The organism is Marinobacter zhanjiangensis, from assembly GCF_014651935.1.
Classification (GTDB): domain Bacteria; phylum Pseudomonadota; class Gammaproteobacteria; order Pseudomonadales; family Oleiphilaceae; genus Marinobacter; species Marinobacter zhanjiangensis.
Genome location: NZ_BMXV01000003.1, coordinates 488458 through 512289, shown reverse-complemented (window position 1 = coordinate 512289; position 23832 = coordinate 488458). Strand labels below are relative to the sequence as shown.

The 23832-nt window shown below is 57.9% G+C and carries 20 protein-coding genes, 1 tRNA gene and 1 pseudogene; 6 read left to right on the top strand and 16 right to left on the bottom strand.

The annotated features are described in order from the left end of the window. The first annotated feature begins 83 nt into the window (after positions 1 to 83). Positions 84 to 1013 carry a histone deacetylase family protein gene (locus IE079_RS09025; protein WP_189575568.1) on the top strand — a complete coding sequence of 310 codons (930 nt, stop codon included), beginning with the start codon at positions 84 to 86 and terminating at the stop codon, positions 1011 to 1013. A 27-nt stretch (positions 1014 to 1040) separates the two neighbouring features. Here the strand turns inward: IE079_RS09025 and IE079_RS09020 are convergent, their stop codons facing one another. Continuing rightward, positions 1041 to 1943: a flagellar protein MotY gene (locus tag IE079_RS09020; RefSeq protein ID WP_227712401.1), complete on the bottom strand. Its 903-nt coding sequence runs from the start codon at positions 1941 to 1943 to the stop codon at positions 1041 to 1043. 187 nt (positions 1944 to 2130) lie between these two features. Between IE079_RS09020 and pyrC the strand changes: the two genes are divergently transcribed. Together pyrC and rnt are read left to right on the top strand one after the other, a co-directional pair. Next, positions 2131 to 3165, top strand: coding sequence for a dihydroorotase (gene pyrC / locus IE079_RS09015; protein WP_189575566.1), 1035 nt, complete (start codon positions 2131 to 2133; stop codon positions 3163 to 3165). A 68-nt stretch (positions 3166 to 3233) separates the two neighbouring features. Beyond that, entirely contained in the window at positions 3234 to 3884 is a 651-nt protein-coding gene (rnt, locus tag IE079_RS09010) for a ribonuclease T (protein ID WP_227712416.1), read from the top strand. A gap of 27 nt (positions 3885 to 3911) precedes the next feature. Here rnt and IE079_RS09005 read toward each other — a convergent pair whose 3' ends face one another. Continuing rightward, on the bottom strand, positions 3912 to 5894 hold the full coding sequence (locus tag IE079_RS09005) for an SDR family oxidoreductase (protein ID WP_189575563.1): 1983 nt from the start codon (positions 5892 to 5894) through the stop codon (positions 3912 to 3914). A 226-nt stretch (positions 5895 to 6120) separates the two neighbouring features. Here IE079_RS09005 and IE079_RS09000 point away from each other — a divergent pair, with 226 nt between their 5' ends. Beyond that, positions 6121 to 6417 (top strand): hypothetical protein, encoded by a 297-nt coding sequence (locus tag IE079_RS09000; RefSeq protein WP_189575561.1) that lies wholly within the window; start codon positions 6121 to 6123, stop codon positions 6415 to 6417. A 52-nt stretch (positions 6418 to 6469) separates the two neighbouring features. Next, positions 6470 to 9304, top strand: a complete 2835-nt coding sequence (locus IE079_RS08995; RefSeq protein WP_444543417.1) for an insulinase family protein — start codon at positions 6470 to 6472, stop codon at positions 9302 to 9304. Here IE079_RS08995 and IE079_RS08990 read toward each other — a convergent pair. Further along, a complete protein-coding gene (locus IE079_RS08990) occupies positions 9283 to 9924 on the bottom strand; it encodes a TIGR04282 family arsenosugar biosynthesis glycosyltransferase (RefSeq protein WP_189575557.1) in 642 nt (213 codons plus the stop codon). The two genes, IE079_RS08995 and IE079_RS08990, sit on opposite strands and share 22 nt — an antisense overlap. Continuing rightward, positions 9921 to 10658, bottom strand: a complete 738-nt coding sequence (locus IE079_RS08985; protein ID WP_227712400.1) for a TIGR04283 family arsenosugar biosynthesis glycosyltransferase — start codon at positions 10656 to 10658, stop codon at positions 9921 to 9923. The genes IE079_RS08990 and IE079_RS08985 overlap by 4 nt, the downstream gene beginning before the upstream one ends. Before the next feature lie 112 nt (positions 10659 to 10770). Between IE079_RS08985 and IE079_RS08980 the strand changes: the two genes are divergently transcribed. Continuing rightward, positions 10771 to 10847, top strand: a tRNA-Arg gene (locus IE079_RS08980). 215 nt (positions 10848 to 11062) lie between these two features. Here the strand turns inward: IE079_RS08980 and IE079_RS08975 are convergent. The 12 genes and pseudogenes from IE079_RS08975 to IE079_RS08920 all read right to left on the bottom strand — a co-directional run bounded on the left by IE079_RS08975 (position 11063) and on the right by IE079_RS08920 (position 23744). Next, on the bottom strand, positions 11063 to 12133 hold the full coding sequence (locus IE079_RS08975; RefSeq protein ID WP_189575555.1) for a YncE family protein: 1071 nt from the start codon (positions 12131 to 12133) through the stop codon (positions 11063 to 11065). A gap of 280 nt (positions 12134 to 12413) precedes the next feature. Next, positions 12414 to 13214, bottom strand: a complete 801-nt coding sequence (gene lgt / locus IE079_RS08970; RefSeq protein ID WP_189575552.1) for a prolipoprotein diacylglyceryl transferase — start codon at positions 13212 to 13214, stop codon at positions 12414 to 12416. A gap of 793 nt (positions 13215 to 14007) precedes the next feature. After that, positions 14008 to 14679, bottom strand: coding sequence for a methyltransferase family protein (locus tag IE079_RS08965; protein ID WP_189575550.1), 672 nt, complete (start codon positions 14677 to 14679; stop codon positions 14008 to 14010). A gap of 289 nt (positions 14680 to 14968) precedes the next feature. Further along, positions 14969 to 15619: an isoprenylcysteine carboxylmethyltransferase family protein gene (locus tag IE079_RS08960; protein ID WP_227712399.1), complete on the bottom strand. Its 651-nt coding sequence runs from the start codon at positions 15617 to 15619 to the stop codon at positions 14969 to 14971. Next, positions 15609 to 15833, bottom strand: a complete 225-nt coding sequence (locus IE079_RS08955; protein WP_373296192.1) for a DUF2933 domain-containing protein — start codon at positions 15831 to 15833, stop codon at positions 15609 to 15611. The genes IE079_RS08960 and IE079_RS08955 overlap by 11 nt, the downstream gene beginning before the upstream one ends. A gap of 179 nt (positions 15834 to 16012) precedes the next feature. Further along, entirely contained in the window at positions 16013 to 18520 is a 2508-nt protein-coding gene (locus IE079_RS08950) for a heavy metal translocating P-type ATPase (protein ID WP_189575546.1), read from the bottom strand. Continuing rightward, positions 18520 to 18747, bottom strand: a complete 228-nt coding sequence (locus IE079_RS18965; RefSeq protein ID WP_189575544.1) for a hypothetical protein — start codon at positions 18745 to 18747, stop codon at positions 18520 to 18522. The genes IE079_RS08950 and IE079_RS18965 overlap by 1 nt, the downstream gene beginning before the upstream one ends. Before the next feature lie 29 nt (positions 18748 to 18776). Beyond that, positions 18777 to 20132 carry an APC family permease gene (locus IE079_RS08940; protein ID WP_189575542.1) on the bottom strand — a complete coding sequence of 452 codons (1356 nt, stop codon included), beginning with the start codon at positions 20130 to 20132 and terminating at the stop codon, positions 18777 to 18779. An 11-nt stretch (positions 20133 to 20143) separates the two neighbouring features. Beyond that, on the bottom strand, positions 20144 to 20500 hold the full coding sequence (locus tag IE079_RS08935; protein WP_189575539.1) for a hypothetical protein: 357 nt from the start codon (positions 20498 to 20500) through the stop codon (positions 20144 to 20146). 158 nt (positions 20501 to 20658) lie between these two features. Further along, positions 20659 to 21408, bottom strand: a complete 750-nt coding sequence (locus tag IE079_RS08930; RefSeq protein ID WP_189575537.1) for a copper resistance protein B — start codon at positions 21406 to 21408, stop codon at positions 20659 to 20661. Further along, positions 21405 to 23128 (bottom strand): annotated as a pseudogene (locus IE079_RS08925) (copper resistance system multicopper oxidase). The gene IE079_RS08930 and the pseudogene IE079_RS08925 overlap by 4 nt, the downstream one beginning before the upstream one ends. Before the next feature lie 88 nt (positions 23129 to 23216). Continuing rightward, positions 23217 to 23744, bottom strand: a complete 528-nt coding sequence (locus IE079_RS08920) for a cupredoxin domain-containing protein (protein ID WP_189575535.1) — start codon at positions 23742 to 23744, stop codon at positions 23217 to 23219. Between the last annotated feature and the right edge of the window lie 88 nt (positions 23745 to 23832).

Below are 23832 nucleotides of genomic sequence, written 5' to 3'. Positions count from 1 at the left end.
AGAAACACAGCGCGACGCCATTATCCCTGTTACCATTAAGTTAATAACATCAAGACCAGCGCCGTCAGGACCGTACCAATATCATGACTACTGCGTTTTTCTCACACGACGATTGCGCCAGGCACAACATGGGCGCCGAGCACCCGGAATCACCGGAGCGCCTCAGTCGCATCATCAGTTACATCGAAGACAGCGGCCTCGATCAGGAACTGGACTGGGTCCGGCCCGACGAAGCTACCCGCGACCAGCTGTTGATGGTCCACCCCGAGAAGTACCTGCACCAGCTCGACCTGATGCAGCCCACCAAGGGACGAGTGTTCACCGATCCCGATACCGCGCTGATGCCGGATACCCTGCGGGCCGCCCGGCTGGCGGCCGGGGCGAATATCCAGGCAGTGGACATGGTGCTCAGCAGCCAGGTAACCAATGCCTTTATCTGCGCGCGTCCACCGGGGCATCACGCCGAGCGGGCCAAGTCCATGGGCTTCTGTTTCTATAACAATGTTGCCCTGGCAGCCATGCGAGCGCTGACGTTCCACCATTTGGAGCGGGTCGCGATCGTGGATTTCGATGTTCATCAGGGCAATGGTACGGCGGATATCGTCCAGGGTGACGAGCGCATCCTGATGTGCTCCAGCTTCCAGCACCCGTTCTATCCCCACTCACATGTGTACCGGCTGCCGGACAATATTGTGAACGTGCCCATTCCCGCGGAATGTGACGGGCCCGAGTATCGCAAGCGGGTGGAGGAAGGCTGGGTCAGCAAACTGGAGGCGTTCAGGCCTCAGCTGATCCTGGTGTCAGCCGGATTTGACGGTCACCGGCTCGATCCCATGGCGGAAACCAACCTGGAAACCGGTGACTACCGCTGGTTGACGGAAATGCTGACGGGGCTGGCGAAGGAGTATGCCAACGACCGGCTGATTTCGACCCTGGAGGGTGGCTACCACCTGAAAGCGCTGGCAGAAAGCGTCGGCGCCCATGTGGGCGAACTGGTCAGGGCCGGGCGTTAGTACCTGGTACCCTTCCTTGATGTCCGTTCAGCCGCTGGCGCCACCAAAGGCGTCGCTGTCGGCGCGCTGGGTTCCCGAGTTGTCACCTTCCCTTTCCAGGCGGATATTGGTGCGACGGTTGTCAGCCGGATTACTGGACACCGGGTACTGGTCCGCATGGGACCGTATCACGATCATGTCTGCCGGCACCCCCACCTCAATCAGATAGTCCGCCACCGCCTGGGCACGCTCTTCGGACAAGGCACGGTTCTGTATACGGCTGCCGAAACGATCGGAGTGACCATCCACGAATAGTCGAGTCACTGCGGGGTCGGCCGCCACATAGGTGGCGATATTTTCCAGCAGCTGACGATCACTGTCCGCCAACGATGTACTGCCCGACACGAACGGCACCCGGGAGCGCTGGATCTGGTCGTAATTGACCGGCAACAGACCAGTGACACAGCGGCGATAGCCATCGAACCGGGAACGGAAGTTGATATTGGACAGCCTGACCCTGACTTTCTCACCCTGGTAGCGGGCCTGACGGGTCACCGTCGGCGCCATTCCGGACAGTAGCCCCTCCATCATGGCCATGGCCTCACGGTTGCCCACATCCATTACCTTGCGGCTGTCGCTGATCTGCACGTAGCCCAGCCGCCGCGTGGGCTCACCCGGTCGCCAGGCCGGCGCCTCCACCACCAGCAATCCTCGCCCCGGCTGCATCAGCGGCAAGTCCGCCTCGAGATAAAAGCCAAGATCTTCCCCCGCCCGGTGCCGGAATACCGCGCGGCCATAACCGGGCACCTCGTGGGTCAGCGTGCAGTCGAACACGGATTCGGACAGGTACCATTCACTGTTTTCCAGCCCGGCACCGAAACTGCGCGCACCCACAGCCATCGACGTGCCCAGGCCACCGGCAACCAGCAGCGCCAGCAGGGTTCGCCGCACGGGCAAGCCTCTGGTTTTTGGTGTCTTTGCTGAACGATCGTATCTGACCATGGCGGTATTCGGATTTCCGTTGTAGGTGCACCTGAGTAGCGTATCGGCCGGACCGGCGGATTCTTTAGCCCTGACCTTCTGGTATACTCGCGGCGTTTTTGAGTCAGCAGAATCTCGTCAGCGGAGTAAACGCACCATGACCGATCAGATCACCATCACTCGACCCGACGATTGGCACCTGCATGTGCGGGACGGTGAGGTGCTCGCGGATGTGGTACCGGCCACGGCGGAACGTTTTGGCCGCGCCATCATCATGCCCAATCTGGCACCACCGGTGACCACTGCACAACAGGCCATGGCGTACCGTGACCGGATTCTCGCAGCCCGGGGCGGATACACCGGCTTCGACCCGCTGATGACCCTGTACCTGACCGGCTCCACCACCCCGGATGACATCCGTGAAGCGGTCAGTGCCGGCATTCCGGCAGCCAAGCTCTACCCCGCCGGTGCCACCACCAATTCCGCCTCCGGCGTGCGGGATATTGCCGAGATCGACCAGGCCCTGGCCGCCATGGCCGAGAGCGGCATGCTGTTGCTGGTCCACGGCGAAGTCACTCACGACCACGTGGACATCTTCGACCGCGAGAAGGCCTTTATCGATCAGGTCCTGGCCCCGGTGATGGAGCGCCACCCCACACTGAGGGTGGTTATGGAGCACATTACCACCCGCGATGCCGCCACCTTTGTCCAGCAACACGGCGAGGGCCGGCTGGCCGCGACCATCACGCCCCAACACCTGATGTACAACCGCAACCACCTGCTGGTGGGCGGTATCCGCCCTCACCTGTACTGCCTGCCGGTACTCAAGCGCAATGTCCACCAGCAGGCGTTGCGGGACGCCGTGGTCAGCGGTGACCGCCGCTTTTTCCTGGGCACCGATTCCGCCCCCCACGCCCGGGACAAAAAGGAAACCGCCTGCGGCTGTGCCGGCTGCTATTCCGCTTTCGCCGCGATTGAGCTCTACGCGGAAGTGTTCGAGGACCTTGGCGTGCTCGACAAACTGGAGGCTTTCGCCAGCTTCAACGGGGCGGATTTCTATGGCCTGCCCCGCAATACCGACACCATCACCCTGAAGCGTGCCCCCTGGACCGTACCGGAGCAGCTGCCCCTGGCCGGTGGCACCATTGTACCCTTGCGAGCCGGCGAAACGCTGCGCTGGCGCCTGGCCTGATTTCCGCCCGTGGTCGATCCGAATCTGGAGACGTTGTGACTGAAGAAGCCAGCAAGAAAACCCATCCCATGGCCCGCCGCTTCCGGGGGTTCCTGCCAGTGGTGGTTGATGTGGAAACCGGTGGCTTCAACTCGCGCACCGATGCCCTGCTGGAAGTAGCGGCGGTGCTGATCACCATGGACGAGGATGGCTGGCTGCAGCGGGGAGAAACCATCTCACAGCACGTCAAGCCGTTCGCAGGCGCCAACCTTGAGCAGTCGGCACTGGATTTCACCGGCATCGACCCCTGGGCCGAGGACCGTGGGGCGGTGGACGAGGCGGAGGCCCTGCGGGAAGTCTTCAACCCTATCCGCAAGGCGATAAAGGCCCACGACTGCAAACGGGCGGTGCTGGTCGGCCACAACGCCACCTTCGACCACAACTTTGTGTTTGCGGCAGCGGAGCGCGCAGACATCAAGCGCAACCCATTCCACCCGTTCTCAACTTTCGATACTGCCACACTGGCGGGCCTGGCCTATGGCCACACGGTTCTGGCGGAAGCCTGCAAACGGGCCGGGCTGGAGTTCAACAGCCGGGAAGCCCATTCCGCCGCCTATGACGCGGAAAAAACCGCCGACCTGTTCTGCGGCATCGTCAACCGCTGGAAGGCCCTGGGCGGCTTTCCACTGCCGGAAGCCAGTGCGGAACCGCCCGAGTCTGAAAAGCCGGCCAATCTATAGGCCGGCTCCTCCCTGACGACTGGACACCTACCAGTGGATACCCCGCATCAGCGCCGCAAACGCGATCTGCTCAGACGTTGCCTTGGGCTGATCCGCCCGCCTGGTTTTGGCGGGTGGCGAGTCCGGGAACATGCGGTAGCCGGTGTTCATCACGATTTCCCCCAGCTTGGGCGCCACCGCGTGGGTGACCTGGGCGAAGGTACCCAGCCGGGTGGCGATACGCTTGGGCCGGTGGATAATGGCTTCGGTCACCATGTCGGCTGCCTCACCCGGTGTCAGGGTAGGCACCGAATCGTAGATCTTGGTAGGCGCGATCATCGGTGTCTTCACCAGTGGCATATTGATGGTGGTGAAGGTCACGTTCCGGTCCGACCACTCCGCCGCCGCACAGCGGCTGAACGAATCCAGCGCCGACTTGGAGGCCACATAGGCCGAGAAACGGGGGGCGTTGGTCAGCGTGCCGATGGACGATATGTTGACCACATGTCCCCGCTTACGCTTCAGCATCCCCGGCGCAAATCCCATAATCAGGCGAACCGCACCAAAATAGTTGAGCTGCATGGTGCGCTCGAAATCGTGGAAACGATCAAACGACAGCGCCAGTGACCGGCGGATGGAGCGACCGGCGTTGTTGATCAGTACATCCACCGCGCCGTGATTCGCCAGCACCTGCGCCACGAAACCATCACAGGCCTCCATATCGGAGAAGTCGCACTGATAGGAATGCACCTCGGCACCCCGGCTTTGCAGAGCGCTGGTCACCTCTTTCAGCCGTTCCGGCTTACGGGCACCGATCACCAGTATGGCGCCGGCATCCGCCAGTTTTTCCGCCGTGGCCAGGCCAATGCCCGACGTGGCCCCGGTAATCACACAGACCTTGCCCTCCACTGCCCCGCGCAGACTGCGGTCCCGGAACAGTTCGGGGTCCATGTTGCGTTCCCAGTAATCCCACAGCACGGCGGAATAATCCGTCAGGCGTGGCACCTCGATACCACTGCCCTTCAGGGCCCGCTCTGATTCCCGGTTGTCGAACCGGGTCGGGTAGTTGATGAAAGACAGCACCGACTCGGGTATGCCCACGTCGTCAAGTACCGCCGAGGTCAGTCGTTTCACCGGTGGCAGGCTCTTCAGCGACTGCCGGATGAAGGGCGGCACAAAGCCGAACATCCGCGAATCCACCCGCAGGGCCATGCGCGGGGCATGGGCCGCCTCGCAGAAGATGTTGAGGATTTCCCCCACTTTGTACGGTTGCGGATCCACCAGATGGAAGCACTTGCCGTCTTCACCATCCAGGTGGGCGATATGGTCCAGGGCATCCACCACATAGTCCACCGGCACAATATTCAGCCGTCCGCCCTCAACACCAATGGTGGGCACCCATTCCGGCAGCACGCGGCGCACCTTCTGGATCAGCTTGAAGAAGTAATAGGGCCCGTCCACCTTGTCCATTTCGCCGGTGCGGGAATGGCCCACCACCATGCCGGGGCGATAGAGTCTGAAGGGCACCTGACATTCATCACGCACCACGCCCTCGGACTCGTGTTTGCTCTTCAGATAGGGGTGATCGAGACTGGTGGCCTCGTCAAACATATCCTCCCGGAAGGTGCCCTTGTACATGCCTGCCGCGGCAATGGACGAGATATGATGAAAGCAGCCGGCCTTGAGCGCTCCGGCCGCTTCCAGCGCGTGCCGGGTACCATCGACATTCGCCTGCTGCTGGGCAGCTTCGTCCGACGTCATGTCATAGACCGCCGCCAGATGAAAGAAATGGTCCACCTTGCCCGCCAGCGCCTTGCGGGTCTTGGCATCCAGACCCAGGCCCGGTTCGTTCAGATCGCCGGTCACTGCATGCACCCGCTCAGAGCCATTGCCCCACCGGTCCCGCAATGCTTCCAGTTTGTCCAGGGATTCCTTGCGCACCAGCACGTGGACGTTGCCGCCCCGTGCCAGCAGTTTTTCGACCAGAAACCGGCCGATGAAGCCGGTGCCGCCTGTCAGAAAATAGTTCATGACTGTTATGCCCTTGGGTTGTTTTTATCCTTCACATACTTACACATACTGTATGTCATCCCGGCGATTCCTCAAATGCCAGAAAGCAGACTTTTCACCTGCGGTCGAACAGGATCCCGGGTTCGCATGCACGATGCATGCATGAAAGGGAACCAGATGCGATAATCCCTGTCCTTAAGTACCAACACTGCTGCCCAAGCGGCCGATTTAACCAGGAGACCTGTGAATGCCCAGCCAGGACAACGCTGATCGCTATATTTCCATTGCACGCGCCTGCCTGAAGGCCATCAACGACACCGCCACCGACAGCGGCAGCCGGGAAGAGAAGATCCAGGCGGTATACGAAGCCATCGACGATGCCTTCCAGTCCGAGTTTGCCGAGCAACGCCAGGCCATTGAGGTGATGGCATCAGTGCTGGAGCGTATCGCGTCCGGTGAACTGGGCAACGAGGATGCGGCCACTCTGACGCGCATTACACTCGACCAGACCCCGAACGCTGCAAGCCAAGGCCGGATGCACTGACCGGCCACCCCGAACCCACATCTGACACCCAGGAAGGACGCACTGAATGAGGATGACGCCCGTCGCCCCAATGAGCCTTGCCCGCATTACCGCCCTGTTCGCCCTGCTGTGGTTTGCCACCCTTGCACAGGCGGCCATCCAGCCAGTCAAAAGCCCGGCGGACGACAACGAGTACCGTTACATCAGTCTGGACAATGGTCTCGAAGCACTGCTGATATCCGACCCCGGGGCAGACAAGGCAGCGGCATCCCTCAACGTATCCGTGGGCAGCGGTAACGACCCGGAAGACCGGGAAGGCCTGGCCCACTTCCTGGAGCACCTGCTGTTCCTGGGTACCGAGAAGTATCCCAACCCCGGTGAATACCAGCAGTTCATCCGCAGCCATGGCGGCAGCCACAACGCCTTCACCGCCTTCCAGGACACCAACTACTTTTTCGATATTCAGCCCACGCACCTGGAGCCGGCCCTGGACCGCTTCGCCCAGCAGTTTTCCGCGCCGCTGTTCACCGCCGAGCTGGTGGATCGTGAGCGCAACGCGGTGCACTCGGAATACAGCGCCTCACTGAAGGATGACGGGCGCCGTTACTATTCCGTCCGCAAGGCCATCAGCAATCCGGAGCATGCCTTCAGCCAGTTTTCCGTAGGCAACCTGGAAACCCTGGCCAACTCCGAGGAACGCCCCCTGCGGGAGGACCTGATCGAGTTCTGGAAGAACCACTATTCCGCCAACCTGATGACCCTGGCGGTTTACGGTCCCCAGTCCCTGGATGAGCTGGAGGCCATGGTGCGCCCCCGCTTCAGTGCCATCGACAACCGCAACCTCACCGTGAAGGACCACCCCCAACCGCTGTTTGCGCCGGATAGCCTGCCCGCGCGCCTGCAGGTACAGACCATCAAGGATATCCGGCGGTTGCAGCTGATCTTCCCCATCCCCTCACAACGGGACCAGTACCGGACCAAGCCGCTGCATTACGTAGCCAGCCTGCTTGGCCACGAGGGCCCGGGCAGTCTGCTGAACGTACTCAAGCGCCGTGGCTGGGTGGAAAGCCTGTCCGCCGGCAGTGGTACCGATACCGGCGAGCATTCCACCCTTGAGTTGAGCATGTCCCTGACCAGCGAGGGCATGAACCATCAGGACGAGATCGTGGCGCTGGCCTTTGACTATATCGAACTGGTCCGCGAGGAAGGCATTGACCGCTTCCGGTTCGAGGAGGACAGGCAGCTGTCGGAAATCGATTTCCGTTTCCAGCAGCGCCCGGACCCGTTGCACCTGGCCATGCGCCTGTCCATGGAGATGCAGGAAGTGGCACCGGAAGATGTACTGCAGGCCAGCTACATGATGACCGACTATGTTCCCGACCAGTACCGTGAGCTGCTCGGACATCTGACCCCGGACAACGTACTGATCGCCGTACAAAGCAACCAGGACCTGCCGGAAAATGCCAGCACGACCCAATGGTATGACACCCCTTACCGGTTGTTTCAGACCGACATCGACGTACCCACTGGTAATGAGGTGACGGCCCAGCTGGCCGATCAACTGGCGCTTCCGAACCAGAACCCCTTTATTCCGGAAGACCTGGCTGTTCTGGAAGGGTCATCCATGGATCAGCCGGCAAAGCTGGCCACCTTCGATAACCTGGAGATCTGGCACGCCAGGGATACCCGCTTTGAACGGCCAGAGGCGAATATCTTCCTCAGCTTGCGGTCACCGCTGACCACGGCCTCACCCCGTGGGCAGGTGCTGACCAGCCTGCTGGCGGAGGCCGTTTCCGTGCAGCTCAACCCCTGGGCCTATCCCGCGCAGATTGCCGGCCTCGACTATCAGGTGTATCCACACCTCCGCGGCCTGACCGTCCGCGTTGGCGGCTACCATGACCGGCTGCCGGTGCTGATGAACCGGATCATGGCCACCCTGGCCAATCCGGAGATCACCAAACAGCGTTTCCGCATCGCCCGCCAGCAGCTGATGGACGACCTACGGAACAGCCTGCAGGACAAGCCCGTGGCTCAGGCCTCCGCGTTCGTCCAGGACGCGCTGGTTCAGGGCGCCTGGACCGCCCCGGAAAGACTGGCGGCGGCCGAATCCGTGACGGTGGAAGACCTGCGTGAGTTCGCCCACTCGTTCACTGCACGGGTCGACGCAGTGATGCTGGTCCACGGCAACGCTACGCGGGCCTTCGCCCTGAATACCGCCCAACAGACTGACGCCCTGTTACTCCAGGACTCGCAACAGGTCGTCGTCAACCGCAGCCAGGTTCGGGACCTTCCCGACGGCGAAACCCGGATAACCCTGCCCGTACCACATCCGGATACCGGCTACTTACGCTACAGCCAGGGCAGTAACACCGGGTTTGACGAACGTGCCCGCTATCGCCTCCTTACCCAGGTCATCAGTGGCGCCTTCTACGAGGAGATCCGCACCACCCGGCAGCTGGGCTACGCGGTCTACGCCACACCGTTTGAAATGCTGGAGACACCGGCCATCGGGCTGGTCGTGCAGTCGCCCGACGCCAGCGCAGACACCATCGACGAAGCGGTGCAGGCGTTCGCAGACTCCTTCCGGGAAGAGCTGAAAACCATGTCAGAAGAGGCTCTGCAACAGGAGAGACAGGCAGTCATCAGCAATCTGATGGAGCAGGATCGTCGGCTTTCAGACGTATCACAGCGTTACTGGCGGGAGATTGACCGGCAGGCTACGGACTTCGATTCCCGGGAAGAACTGGCTGACGCCATCGGGGAGGTCAGCAAGGCCGAGCTGCTGGCCACCTTCGATGCCGCCCTGCGCGAGCTGGACGCCAGCCTGCTGGTCACCACCAGCGCAGACGCTACGACATCCGACGAACTGGTAAAGACACTGCGCAATCAACCCCCGGTAGACGACTGACCGAATTCCTTCAGGAACCGGTCCCAGTCCGCCAGCTCGTCCACATCCCAGAGCGGGCTCAGGGTAGCAACCCCGAGTCCGGCGTTGCGGACGGCAGCCACGCTCTGCTCCAGTGCATCCTCACTGCCCCACGCCACTCCCTGTAGCATCTCCGGCTGTGTACGCCGCGCCGCAATCAACACATAACCGCCATCATCCGATGGCCCGAAGACCACATCCGCCTGCCGCAAAGCTTGCCGCGCCTGCTCAATATAGGCTGCATCCACCGAAGGACAATCACTGCCCACCACCATGGCGATGTCAGTCTCCAATAACCTACTGGCAAGCGCCCGGGTCATGCGCTCCCCAAGGTCCGCGCCCTGCTGGGTTGACTGCGCCACCCTGCTTGCGGCCATGGCTTTCAGGATGGGCTCAGCTTCTGCCGGGGGCTCTTTCATGGCCCTGTCCCAAGCCAGGGTAACGGGGAGCCCAGACTGGACCAGTCGCTCCATCACCGTCAGGGTCAGGCGGATATGGGCATCCAGGGCGCCCTCGTCCCCCAGGGCACTCGCCAGCCGGGTTTTCACGCGGCCACGCTGGGGCCACTTGGCGAACTGGATCAGCTGCACGCCAGACGTCATCGGTCACTGGCTCCCTTTTTCTTGGTCGGTGAACCCGGGTGGCGGACATCCGCCCGGTAGGCCCGCGCAAGCTCGGCCGGATCCCCGCCCCGCCAGTAACGCCAGCGCAGACGCCACATCAGCACAATGGTGTGCCAGGCCCCCAGCTGTTCCCAGCGCCGGCTGTCCGTTATCACCGGCGTACCGATACAGAATGGCCGCGAGACCCGTCGAAGGCGGCGGCACAGCTCCACATCCTCCATCAGCGGCAACTCACGATACCCACCCAGGTCCTCGAACAACGACCGGCGGACAAAAATGCCCTGGTCCCCGGTGGCAATACCCGTCAGCCGGGAGCGCAGGTTCATCATGAAGGCGATAAGCCGGAACAGTGGACGGGTGCCGCTAAGACGCACATCAAACCGTCCCCAGGCGTGGTTACTGGGGCGGAATGCCTCCAGGGCCTGATCCGCGCCTTCCGGCAGCACCGTATCCGCGTGCAGAAACAACAGCACCTCGCCCGTCGCCTCGGCCGCCCCGCGGTTCATCTGCAGGGCGCGGCCCCGGTCCGAGTCCACTACCCGGTCACACAACGGCGTTGCCAGTGCCACCGTATCGTCGGCACTGCCTCCATCCACCACGATCACCTCAGCACCGGCATCACGCAGGGCTGACAGGCGCTCGAGGGCAGGCACAATGGAGGCAGATTCGTTCAGAACGGGAACAATAATGCTGACAGCAGTCGACCGCGGCACAAGCTGCTCCGGGGCAAAAAGTGAATGAAACCACAGGAAAATCGCGGAAATTCGGCCCCCACCTTGAGAGACAGGCGCCACCCCGTTATTATACCGGCCTTCCCAGCGAAAGGCCCCCGTAGCTCATCTGGATAGAGCGTCCCCCTCCTAAGGGGAAGGTAGCAGGTTCGAGTCCTGCCGGGGGTACCACTCATTGCTCAGCAAAGGCGGCGCGTCTGGTAAGCCCACCACAATAAAGAGAAAGCAGATCGCCCAGAGAAATGCGACGAGCACCATTCCGGCAATGGTACTCATCGATAATGATTGACTCATCAATGGCTCCCTCACCTACACCACAGAGGAGTAAGGCTTAAGCTGGCACCTTATGTCCCCTCAGGAGAAACGCCAAACCCTCCCCGTATCAGTCAGGGAGCCTCAATCGATATCTGGTGACCAATCCCTTCCAGCGGCACGTCATCAACGATGTCGAGGGACACCGGATCTAACACCCAAAGTTTGGCCTCGCCGCGACTGGTAACAAGAATGTTGCCATCCTTATGGGAAACGGCCAGGTGGTAGGGAGCCGGAACCAACTTCACACTTTTGCGGGAGTTGAGGGCAAGCTCTATACGGACGATGCGTTCATTGCCCGTACTGGACGCATAAAGAACTTGTCCATCCGCACTCAGACCGAGACCATGAGGCTCCTCTCCTATATCGTACCTTGTCGTTACAACGCCTTCTGAAAGCTCAAGGGCAACAACCTGACCAGCGGCAGCGTCATTGATGTAGAGATGTTCTTCGTCAGGGTCGATTACCATGTGCTCCGGCCCCCCGCCTATGCGGAGATTCCGTTTTACGAACCATTCCCGGGTATCCACTTCACTGACGGTGCCATTGCCAGTATTACTGACGAATATGGACCGACCGTCCTCCGTCGTCGCCATGTAGTTGGGAGAAGGCCCGGTGGCCAGGACTTCAACGACTTCTCCGGAATCCAGATCGACAACACTGATACCACCGTCCATCGGGTGGGTGGAAATAGCATAGCGGCCGTCTGTTGTTACCAGAACATGGTGTACCGGCCCCGGCACTTCAAACACGCGATCAATAGCGCTTGTTCTTGTGTCGACCACGTAGATCCGACCAGTACCTGACCTTTTCGGAGCGGCATTGCCCCCTCCCCCATGATGGGCGGCGTGTTCGTCTTCGGTAACCCCCTCAGGACGCGCCGGCGCTTCCTGATTTTCATGGGCAGTTAAACTGCCCGCAATGAGGTAGCGACCATCGGGAGTCAGCGCGGAACCATGGGTATTGACCGTGCCAGAGATCGTCGACGTCAAGCGATGGCTTTCCAGATCCATGACACCTACGGAATCTGCCGTCCCCATGGGAATGAAGGCGCGGTTGCTGCCCGCCGATACCGTCAGCGAGAGACTCATCAAAAGCATGGCGGTAAGGCCTGCAAACCACCGCTTGCGCGATTGGGGTTTCATAAAGTTACCTTGTGATCAGAGCGAGGGAATGGTTCTTTATCGCCAAATGAACGACGCTTGCACACTTGCGACTAAGAAATTGCTTCAGTCTGAGTTGAACATGCCAAACTGAAACAGAACTGAAAACCATACCCAATCATCGTCCTGTTTGATGCGGATCAACGGCGCCAGGACCTGGAGTTCAAAGATCTGGACGTCCACTTCCGCTTCGGATTTACCCTTGGGTTTGTAGGGCCGTGTCGGAAGAGCGAGATGTATTAATTTCGCAGTTAGGGCGATGTCAGGCTGTCGAGGCCTTCGTCGCGCCAATTGGCTGATATCTGGACCAACCAATCAGGGCAAGTCCGCCAATAATCATTGGTAGAGTTAACAACTGCCCCATAGTCAACCAGCCAAAGGCAATGAACCCCAGCTGCGGATCGGGGAGGCGGACAAACTCGACAGAAAAACGGAAAACCCCGTAAAGCAACAGGAACAAACCGGACGCGGCTCCAGTTCGACGAGGCTGGCTAGTAAACCACCACAGTACGAGAAACAATACGACGCCCTCCAGCGCGAACTCGTACAACGCTGAAGGATGTCGTAGCTCTGGCCCCATGTGCGAGAACGACATAGCCCAGGGTACATCAGTGACCCGCCCTGGTAGCTCATGGTTTATGAAATTACCCAGACGCCCTGCGCCCAAACCGATCGGAACCAGGGGTGCAATAAAGTCCGTGAGCCGGAAAAACCGAAGATTATGCTTGCTGGCAAAAACCAGGGCCGCCACCAAGACCCCGGTAAGACCGCCGTGGAAGCTCATGCCGCCTTCCCAGAGCTTGAATAGCCAAAGCGGATTGTCGGTCAATTGTTCGAAGCCGTAAAATAGCGCGTAGCCAAAACGCCCCCCGAGCATTACGCCAATGGCACAATAGAAAATCAGCGTTTCGATAGCCTCGGCGCTCAAGCCCAATCGATGAGCCCTGCGGCGGCCCAGCCACCAGGCGGCCAGAAAACCAGCAAGGTACATCAGACCATACCAGTGAATCTTCAGTGGGCCCAACGAAATCGCTACCGGGTCGATTTGTGGATACTTAAGCATTGAACCTCCGATTTCTGTGTATGGGAATGGACTTGCTTCTAATCAATTGGTTTTCCCAGTGTGATCGGGGGATGGATTAAGGCGTTCATCGTGCGGCTTAACCAACTCAAGATGACGATGAAACCGATTGAACCTTTTTTTCTTCAACAAGATTAAACGAGCTGAGTAAATCATACAGAGCTGAAACCACGCTGAATTCCGGATACCAAAAAGAAGATATATTTATTCGACTATGATGGCGGGGATTGGTGTTGTAGCAAGACCGGAAGGCAGCAGTACAATGGAATGGAATGGACAGAATGGCGAGAGGCCGGGCCCGTCGGAACAGAGACACTGCGCGGATGCCCGAGCGGCCTTGGCCCCTACCAGGGTCTGGCGCCTACTTCCTGTTTGCAAAGAAGGTATCAGCCCACGTCCGCGCCCTTCCCGTGACGTTGCAGGTCGGGGTCGATATCATAGCCAGTGCCGCGCACTCCACCCGATGAATTCGGCCATCTTTGTCACCCCTTGTGGTGGCGACCGGCTCCGGGCGTGTGGGCCCTATCGCGCGAGCAAGCCCATACAGGCAGGATACGGTACCTGCGATACCGATCACCAGGGCGGGCAGCAAACTGTATTGCTCCAAAACGCTCATCATCTGTTCTCCAGTTCCTGCAACCATGCGTCTTTGAAGTCGTGCCGAATTGTAGACGGCTCCTTTCGACAATTTCGCTGACAGTGATCAGTAGTATGACCGAGCCCGGAAGTGTCACAAGTTACACGCCTTGTCGGCAACTGGCTCCTCTGGCAACCCTCACCTGGAGTCCTGTTGGTCACCGCGGCCCCTTGAGGCACTCGCAAGTTGCTTCCACTGACCCCAGCGGGGGATGAACATGGGAACCTGTCGTTGATAGGCGCGATAAGCATCTCCAAACCGGGCGATGACCTGCTTCTCCTCACGATACGCCAACCAGACGTATATCAGTACGATCACCGGGAACAGACCGATGGAAAACAGCGTCGGCCAGTGCACTACGCCCTCACCGAATAGCGCGATGAACAAACCCGTGTACTGGGGATGTCGCACATACGCATAAAGCCCGTCGGTAACCAGTTTGTCTTCCTTGCGTGCCCGGTACACCTGACGCCACCCCTGAATGAACAGACCGATGCCGGTGAACGCGATAGCATAGCCAAGCAGCATTGAGACAAGCATACCGATTTCGCCCAGCCCGACCAGCGAGGACCAGAGGCTTGCACTGACGAACTCACTGTCCAGGCCAAAGAAACGGACCAGCAGGTAAACGGTGAGCGGGAAGCCGTACATTTCCGCATACAGAGCGATGATAAAGGCCTGCACAGCGCCGGCACCGGCCCACTCGCGCCAGCTTTTTGGTGCAAAGTAGCGATAGAAGAACCAGGACACCAGTACGATGACGATAAGTGCGATGCCCCATGCACCGCCATGGCTAACAGATGCGTTCATAATTCAGGATCCCGGTATTTCAGGTCAGCAGGGAACTCGATTCCGAAATTCCCCACATCATTTCGTCAACGAAGAAAACATCGAATCTGCGTTGACCTGCTGGATGCGTAGCTCGTTGGAAGCCTTTTGGTTGCGCTGACCACACGATCCGTAACGAACCAATGTGGCTATCGTTACTGCTGCCATCATGACTGTAGCCAGAGGTCAGTTAACGCGACGAACCGGTAACCTACGGCAAGCGATTGCAGAAGCCGACAACCGCACCTGGTTCACACTTGGTGGCACAAAACTACGCACGTTCGCTCAGGTTTCCTAAACGCGGAATAAACCGAGGTGTTTTATCGGCGTAATTTCGCCAGGTGTCCCCGAACATTTTCTCGACTTCTCGCTCTTCGTGAACCGCCAAACGTGAATACATCCAGAGAAGCACCGGGAACATCGCCAAAGTGAGCAGTGTCGGCCACTGCACGAGAAAACCAAACATAACCAGTACGAAGCCAGCATATTGGGGATGGCGCACCCGAGCGTAAAGCCCAGTGGTAGCGAGCTTGCCCTCTTTCTGAGCCGCGTAGAGTGTGCGCCAGCCGGCGGCGATCAGATAAAAGCCACCGATTATGAAAGCCGTGCTCAGAAAATGGAACGGACCAAAGTGGGGAGATCCCTGCCATCCGAATAGCATTTCCAGCAAATGTCCGCTTTCGTGAGAAAACCAGTCCACATTCGGATAATTGCTTTGCAGCCAGCCGGCCAGGAAATAGAGTGTTAAGGGAAAGCCATACATTTCGGTGAACAGGGCGACCAGAAAGGCGCTGAAGGCGCCAAATGAGCGCCAGTCCCGTTTCGTTCTGGGCTTGAAAAAGCTGAACGCAAAAAATATAAAAACAGCAGAATTCAGTATGACCAGGCTCCAGAGCCCGTAGTCAGTTGTTTCATTGCTCACGGTGATCATCCTTCGCCGGACCATGCTGGTGTCCGGCATGACCTCCACCGTGGCCGTGGCTGCCATGCATGAAAATATGCATTAACGGACAAAGCAGAAGGATTAACCAGGGCAAAGCCCCTAGCACGTGAACTTTGTGTTCGCCCCATAGAAGCACCAGAGCTATCACACCAAAGACCGACAGGGTAATCCAGTATCGACGACTAAATGCCATATCCATTTCCTTTTTTGAGCTTCACCCACGATTTCACGCACCAATCGTTACCGGAAATCTATGGTAAAGGCGCACCCATAAAGTAAATCACGGTTTGCTGAACTCAGCCTGAATGGCCGGGATGCACCAAACATGAATATGACAGGAATCAAACCACTCTCTCTCTCACCTCATTCGGCCTATCGATGATCCTTTTCGTAACGCCGGCGCAGTAACATTGAATTACCGATAACCGATAGCGAACTGACAGTCATCGCCACGACACCAATCATCGGGTGCAGCAACCCCGCCGCTGCTATCGGAATAGCCGCGGCGTTGTATCCGCTGGCCCACAGCAGATTCTCAACGATCTTTTTAAACGTGGCACGGGACAACACCATGGCGTCGACAACGCCAGACAATTCCCCACGCACCAGGGTTACATCCGCAGCCTCTATGGCCACGTCCGCGCCAGCCCCTATCGCAATGCCGAAATTAGCCTGTTTCAGGGCCGGGGCGTCGTTGATGCCATCACCCACCATGGCAACATGATTGCCGTACTTTTCCTGCAGTTCCCGAATGGCATCCACCTTGCCTTCCGGTAGCACCCCGGCGCGAACCTCGTCAATGCCAACTTCACGGGCAACGGCGTTGGCTGCACGCTCGTTGTCACCGGTAATCATCACTACGTGCAGCCCCTGCTCGTGCATCGCGCGAATGGCTGCCACCGATTCGTCCTTGAGCGTATCGGCAACCGCGACAATCCCGCAGGCCTCGCCGTCACGGGCAACAATAACGGCGGTTCTGCCCTGGTCCTCAAGGTCGGAAAGACTCTTGTCCAGGGCATCCAGCCCATCAACGCCCTGCTCTTCAAGAAGGAGACGGTTACCAATCAGCACGGTGCTCTCACCGACCGTGCCCGACACACCTCTGGCGCCGGTGGAGCGGAAATCAACAACGTTTCCGGGCTTGATACCACGCTCCCGGGCACCGTCCACAATGGCGCGGGCAATGGGATGCTCCGACGCATTTTCTACTGCGGTGGCAAGCTCCAGCAACTCTGTTTCCGAAATGCCATCGGCTGGTACTACATCGGTAAGCTTCGGTTCCCCCCTGGTAATGGTGCCCGTTTTATCAAGAACCATCACCTTGACGTCCTTGAAAGTCTGGATGGCCTCACCAGAGCGAATCAGGATACCCCGCTCGGCCCCGACGCCTGAACCCACCATCAGCGCAGTCGGCGTTGCCAGGCCCAGGGCGCAAGGGCAGGCAATCACCAGCACAGCTATCGCCGCGAGAATAGCCAGCACCGGCGTAGTGGCCGTGGGGTCTACCCACGGTAAGAAAACCGCTCCCCATTCGAGAATTGGTCGGAGTGTATCCGCCGCCAGCAGCCAGACAACAAGACTGCCCAGGGCGATAATAAGAACCAGCGGCACAAAACGACCGGTCATGCGGTCTGCAAACTCCTGGATCGGCACCCTGGATCCCTGGGCCTCGTCGATCAGCTTCACCACCTGTGCCAGGAAGGTGTCACCGCCAACGCGGGTAGCCTTGACCCTCAGACGACCTTCCTTGTTGATGGTGGCTCCAATAACGGTGTCGCCGGTGCTTTTGTAGACGGGAACCGATTCACCGGTGGCGATGGACTCATCCAGATGACTCTCACCATCCACCACTTCACCATCAGTAGGCACCTTGTCACCAGGCCGGATAATCATGATGTCGCCTGGAGCCAGTTCCTTCACTGGAATTTCGACTTCTTCCCCATCCCGATCCACTCGGGCGGTCTTGGCTCCCAGAGTAAGCAGCTTACGGATCGCCTCAGAGGCCTTGCCCTTGGCCTTTGCTTCCAGGTACCGGCCAAGCAAATGAAAGGTCATGATGGTGGCGGCCATTTCGATAAACGAGGTCATCGGATAGACAAACCCCACCAGACCAATCAGGTAGGGAGGCAGGCTGCCCATGGAAATCAATACATCCATGTTGAAGGTGCGGTTCTTGAGCGAGCGCCAGGACGCCTTGTGGGTGGCGGTACCGCCATAAAGAAACACCACGGGGAAGCCGAGCACTGCAATAATTGCCAGATATCCCGGAATGGACTGCCAGAACATATGAGGGATCATCAACACCATGATCAGCGTTGTTGGTACTGCCGCGATCCAGAGTCTCCGCAGTGCAAGCTTCAGGTAGGCTTCCTCAACAGCTGAATCTTCCTCCTGGCTGGCATCTCCCTCAAGGGCGACTGCGGCAACATCATATCCGGCACCCTCTATCAGCTTTTTCAACTCCTGTTCTGTTGGCCCCCCCGGGCCGACCACCACGCTTACGGTGTGGTTTGCGATATTGGTTGACGTCGTCTGAACGCCTTCGTGTCTCGCAAGTGTGCTTTTGATAATGCCCGCACAATGATCGGACCCCATTCCCGGAACAGTCACCCTGAATGTCGTGGCGCCAATCTCCCTGACGGAGGCCACATCGTAGCCGGCACTCTCCACTGCCTGTTTCAGGGCTTCTCCGTCAGGCCCGGACACAAAGGAGCGGACACTCACCCTATGTTTGGCGATGTTGGTTTGTATCGCATCGATTCCGTCAAGGCGGCCAATCGTCTTGCTGATAATACCGGCGCAGTGGTCTGACCTCATTCCAGGCACGATCAACTCAAGCTCTCGTGGCTCCAGCCGTGCCTGTTTTTCCGGACTGTCCATCAAGATCTCCCTTCACCGTCTCTGTCGATTCGCCAGTCACTGAACGCAATAAAATAAAGCAAGAAGAGATTGACGACGGGAATCAGTATCAGAACGCCCATCCAACCCGGGTATCCCGTACGCTGGCAAATGCGCCAAGCCGGAATGACCACAACAATGGCAAGTACCAGCATCCATAGCCAGTGCCCTGCCCACATGGTATTCCCAAACATGTTATCTCCCATCATGGTACGAGCCTCCATTTTAACGATTGGTTTCAGTGGTGGTGGTGGGCATGAGATTGCTCAGTATTGGGGGGCGCGATACCCGCTGTTTTCTTCAGGAAGATCAGCTCTGCAATCGCTATCACAATCATCGTGACCACGGCCACGCCAATCACGAAGGCATCGGTGTTCAGCTTGACCCAGACAAAGCCACCCAGCGCGAGCAGATCAAGAATGATGGCTATGGCTGGTATCCAGGCATTGGCCTTTATGTCCTTGCGCAGATAGCGCAATACACCCCAATGAATGGCAACATCCATCACCAGATAAAACACGATGCCCAGCGCGGCAATTCGGGAGAGGTCAAAGAAGGCTGTCAGGATCAGTCCCAGGACGACGGTGTATACCAGGGTATGCTTCTGGATGTCGCCGGGCATTCCAAAATGCCGATGAGGGACCAGCTTCATTTCGGTAAGCATTGCCAGCATGCGCGATACCGCAAAAATGCTGGCCAGAATGCCACCTGCCGTCGCCATCATGGCAATGGCAACCGTAAACCAGACAGCGTATTCACCCAGTGCCGGGCGCGCAGCAGCGGCGAGGGAATAGTCTTGCGTTTCGATAATTTCAGCCAGCGACAGATTGCTGGCAACGGCAAATCCGACCAGTGTGTAAATCACCACACAGGCTGCGATGGAAATAACGATCGCCCGCCCCACGTTCCGTTTAGGGTCTATGACTTCGGAGCCGCTGTTGGTAATCGTGGTGAAGCCCTTGAAGGCCAGAATCCCCAGCGCAGTTGCACCCAGGAAATTACCCATTGTTCCGGCGTCTCCGGGGTTCGAGAAGTCAACCGATATGGAGTCGGCAACCCAGACACCCACCAGCCCGAATATCAATATGCCTCCGATCTTCAGAATACCGATGAAGGAGGCCACACCCTGAATCATTCGGTTACCCAGCAGGTTGATCACAAATGCTGCCAGTATCAGCGATACCCCAAGAATGGGCACCATTCGTCCACTTTCATCGCCACCAAAAAGCTGCATGGTGTAGGAACCGAAGGTCCGGGCCAGAAAGCTCTGGGCGATGACCATGGAAAAATACATCAGCAAAGCGTTGAAAGCAGTTGGCAACCGATTACCGTAGGCCTTGTGTAAATACATGCCAATGCCGCCTGCAGACGGATATGCATTGGAAATCTTGATGTAGGAATAGGCACTGAAGCTGACAATCAAGGCGGCCGCCAGGAACGCCAGCGGAAATAGAACACCCGTCATCTGGGCCATCTGCCCGGTCAGCGCAAAGATCCCGGCGCCAATCATGACGCCGGTGCCCAGCATGACCGTTCCCGGCAGGGTAAGACTACCCTCCTGATAACGAGTGGTTCTGTCTTGCTCCCTGCTCATTCAACCTCCGGCTATTTTCTCTTCATGGGTGGGATTTTTGAACAACAAAACGGTTCATGTTTGGCATTGGCCCGCACGTTGTCATCCGTAAACTGGTACCACGCCAGTTTGCGTCGGGTCCACCATCCAGCTTCTAACCGGCCTCCGTGGACCTCGATCATTGCAAGTAACTCGTCCATGGACCAATGAGTTCCATCATAGGTGACCTGCAATTGGTCATTCGGTTTGCGCTCAGCAAAGTCGACACAAGGATGATGATTGAGCTCATGAATGAAATCATCCCACTGGCTCTCGTCAAGACCTTCGACGATCAGTTTCCGGCGGAGCAGAAACTGATCCTGATTGATAAGTTTGTGGGCTTTTGTCATGGGGTTGCACCTCTTGGTCTGGTCGCTTCCCCTCTATCACAACACCCCGACCTGAATTGCTACTGAAATCCGGGGAAAGGCTTGCGATGGATTTGACCTGCATCAAATCATAGACGACAAACGGGCCAGGGGAATGCCATGGCCCGTTAAAACCGAGATCAGAAGGCGATGCGGGCACCGATCACGGCAAACCAGTCTTCCGTACCACCCCCCTCGACTTCGGCGAAGTCCGCGGTGTCCCCGTACTTACGCTCATGCACCACACCTACATAAGGTGAGAAAGCGCGATCCACCAGGTCATAGCTCAGCCGAAGACCGGTTTCGGTGGAAACCAGCCCTTTGCCGACACCAATTTCGCGGTCTTCACTGAATGCCACGGTCGCATCAAACGTTGCAGAGAGAATCCAGTAATTCGTCAGCAGCAACTCGTATTCTGCATCCAATCCGGCAGATGTGTCGCCCTCGTCGCTCAGATACAGATTGGCATCTATCTCAAACCACTGCGGCGCCAACCCGGCAACGCCCAGGACGGCATAGGTACGATCTGGCCCCTCGGGGGTATCGAACCTTACACCGGCCTTGGCGTCGAAGAATTCGGATATGGGAACCTGCCCAACCAACTGGTTTTCCAGCCCTTCGTAGGCCTGCTCATCAATGGCGTATTCGCCTTTGGTCAGCCACCGGACTTTCAGTTCATCAGTGCCATAGAAGAAGTCCGCATTCCAGACTGCCAGTTCTTCATCGTTATCACTGTAGCGATATTCAAGCTCCTCAAACTGGACGCCCCAGGACGTTAGCGGCTGCTTTCGTGCGGATGTGTCAGCAATCATTTCCTGAGCCGCCACAGAGGCTGGGAAGATGAGCGAACCAAGTAGACCGACAGCGATAATGGATCGGACAGGGCTCATGCATCACCTCCTTCTTCGGTCACAACGCCTGTCTTTGCCTGAGTCGAGTCCGGACCACCCTCTACGATCACTTTGCGGAACATGCCCGCCGCAGCGTGGTAAGAAAGGTGACAGTGAAATGCCCACTGCCCGGGTTCATCTACCTCGGTTTCCATATAAACCGTGGTTCCAGGCTGTACACTGACCGTGTGCTTGATCGGGTTCCACTGACCTGCGCCAACATCCAGGATGGACCACATACCGTGCAGGTGCATGGGGTGTGTCATCATCGTCTCATTCACAAACTTGAAGCGAACGCGCTCACCGTATTTCAGGCGAATAGGGTCTGCATCTTCGTATTTAACACCGTTAATGCTCCACATGTAGCGTTCCATGTTACCGGTCAGACGAAGCTCGATTTCCCGGGTCGGCTCCCGAAGTTCGTACCGCGGGTCCTGAGCCTTCAAGTCGGAGTAGGACAGGAACTTGCCGCCATTGGCATCAGACCACTGCCCTTCGCGTAAAAGGGATCGCCTGACCCGTCCTGGCCCATCGCCATAGAACCATGGTCCATGCCAGCCATACCCGAGTCGTCCATACCTTCCATGTTAGATTGGTCCATGTCCGACACGCCCTCTGAGCCACTCATATCCATGTTCCCATGATCCATTCCGGCCATATCGCCGTGATCCATACCTGACATGCCGCTCATATCGGCCATGGTCAGACGTGCTGGTTCACGCATTTGGGGAACTGCAGCTTCCATTCCTTCTTCCGGAGCCAGTGTTGCTCTGGCATAGCCCGAACGGCCCATGGACTCGGCAAAAATCGTATACGCCTGCTCATCTTTCGGTCGCACGATCACGTCATAGGTTTCCGCCACGCCAATCCGGAATTCATCCACATTAACGGGCTGAACATTATTGCCGTCGGCCTGAACAACAGTCATTTCCAGTCCGGGGATCCGAACATCAAAATACGTCATCGCCGAGGAATTGATGAACCGGAGCCTGATACGCTCCCCAGGCTCAAAGATACCGGTCCAGTTTTGCTCTGGCCCCTTACCGTTGATCAGTCCGGTGAAGCCCTGGAGATCCTCAACATCCGCTTTCATCATCCGCATGTCGCCCCAGGCCATACGGTCCTGAATGGTGTTCATCAAACCGTTTTTCGACGCATCCGAGAAGAACTCGCCCACGGTTTGCTGTTCACGATTGTAATAATCCGGCATCATTTTAAGGTTCCGCATAATGCGGTCTCCAGAATGCGGATGCTTGTCGGTCAGCTGGACCACATATTCCTCATCATACCGAAACGGCTCACGCCCTTTCGGCTCGATGACAATGGCTCCATAAGCGCCATCAGGCTCCTGGAAACCAGAGTGGCTGTGGAACCAGTAGGTTCCCGCCTGCTGTATGGGAAACTCGTAGGTGAAGGTTTCTCCCGGCTTGATTCCCGGGAAACTGATACCAGGCACACCATCCTGATCGAAGGGAAGAATCAACCCATGCCAATGAATGGAGGTCATCTCATCGAGGTTGTTGGTCACATTGATCCTGACGTTTTCACCTTCCTTGAAGCGCATCACCGGACCCGGCGATGCACCGTTGTATCCGATACCCTCTTTGACGAAATCGCCGGTATCAATTTTGACGCGATCGACCGTCAGGTCGTATTCACCGGCCAGAACCAGAGCCGGCATTAACAGAGTCAAAAGCCCCGCTAGTAGACTTCTTTTCATTTACTTTACTCCAGACTGCACTGCAAAAAGATCAGACTGGGGAAACAATCCCAGCCCGGAAATTCCATCCATCAGTTAAAAACGGGACTTAGTTGAAGTTGACTTCGCCGTACATGCCGGCTTGATAGTGCCCGGGCACGTTGCAGGCAAACTCGATGTTGCTCTTGTCAGTGAACGTCCAGATAACCTCTTCACTCTGTCCGGGCTCCAGCAAAACGCTGTTGGGGTCGTCGTGCTTCATGGACTGGCCATCACCCATATCCATTTCCATCATGTCGTGATTAAGCTTGCCGCCCTGGATAACGCCATGCTCGACCATCATCATCATTTCCTTCTGATGGCCTTCGTGCATCGCGGGGGTTCCGATGTTGAATTCATGCACGAGATTCCCTTTGTTCTCGACCACGAATCGCACGGTTTCTCCCGGTTTTACCTCGATGGATTCGGGATCGTAGTAATTGTCATACATTTCAACGGTGATAGTCCGGGCGGCATCTGAAGCCTTGCCCGGCTCACCGCTTACCGCGCTATTACCATCGCCGTGGGTACCACCGGCCAAAACGGTTCCTGAAATGGAAAGAGCTGCTGCTGCCATTACGAGCTTGGATGTGTTCATTTCATCGTCTCCTGTGAAGTGTTTTGCGCTGACACGCCTGTTTCCTTGCCCTGAAAAATTGAGCAATGTCCAGAATCGGCTGCAACCA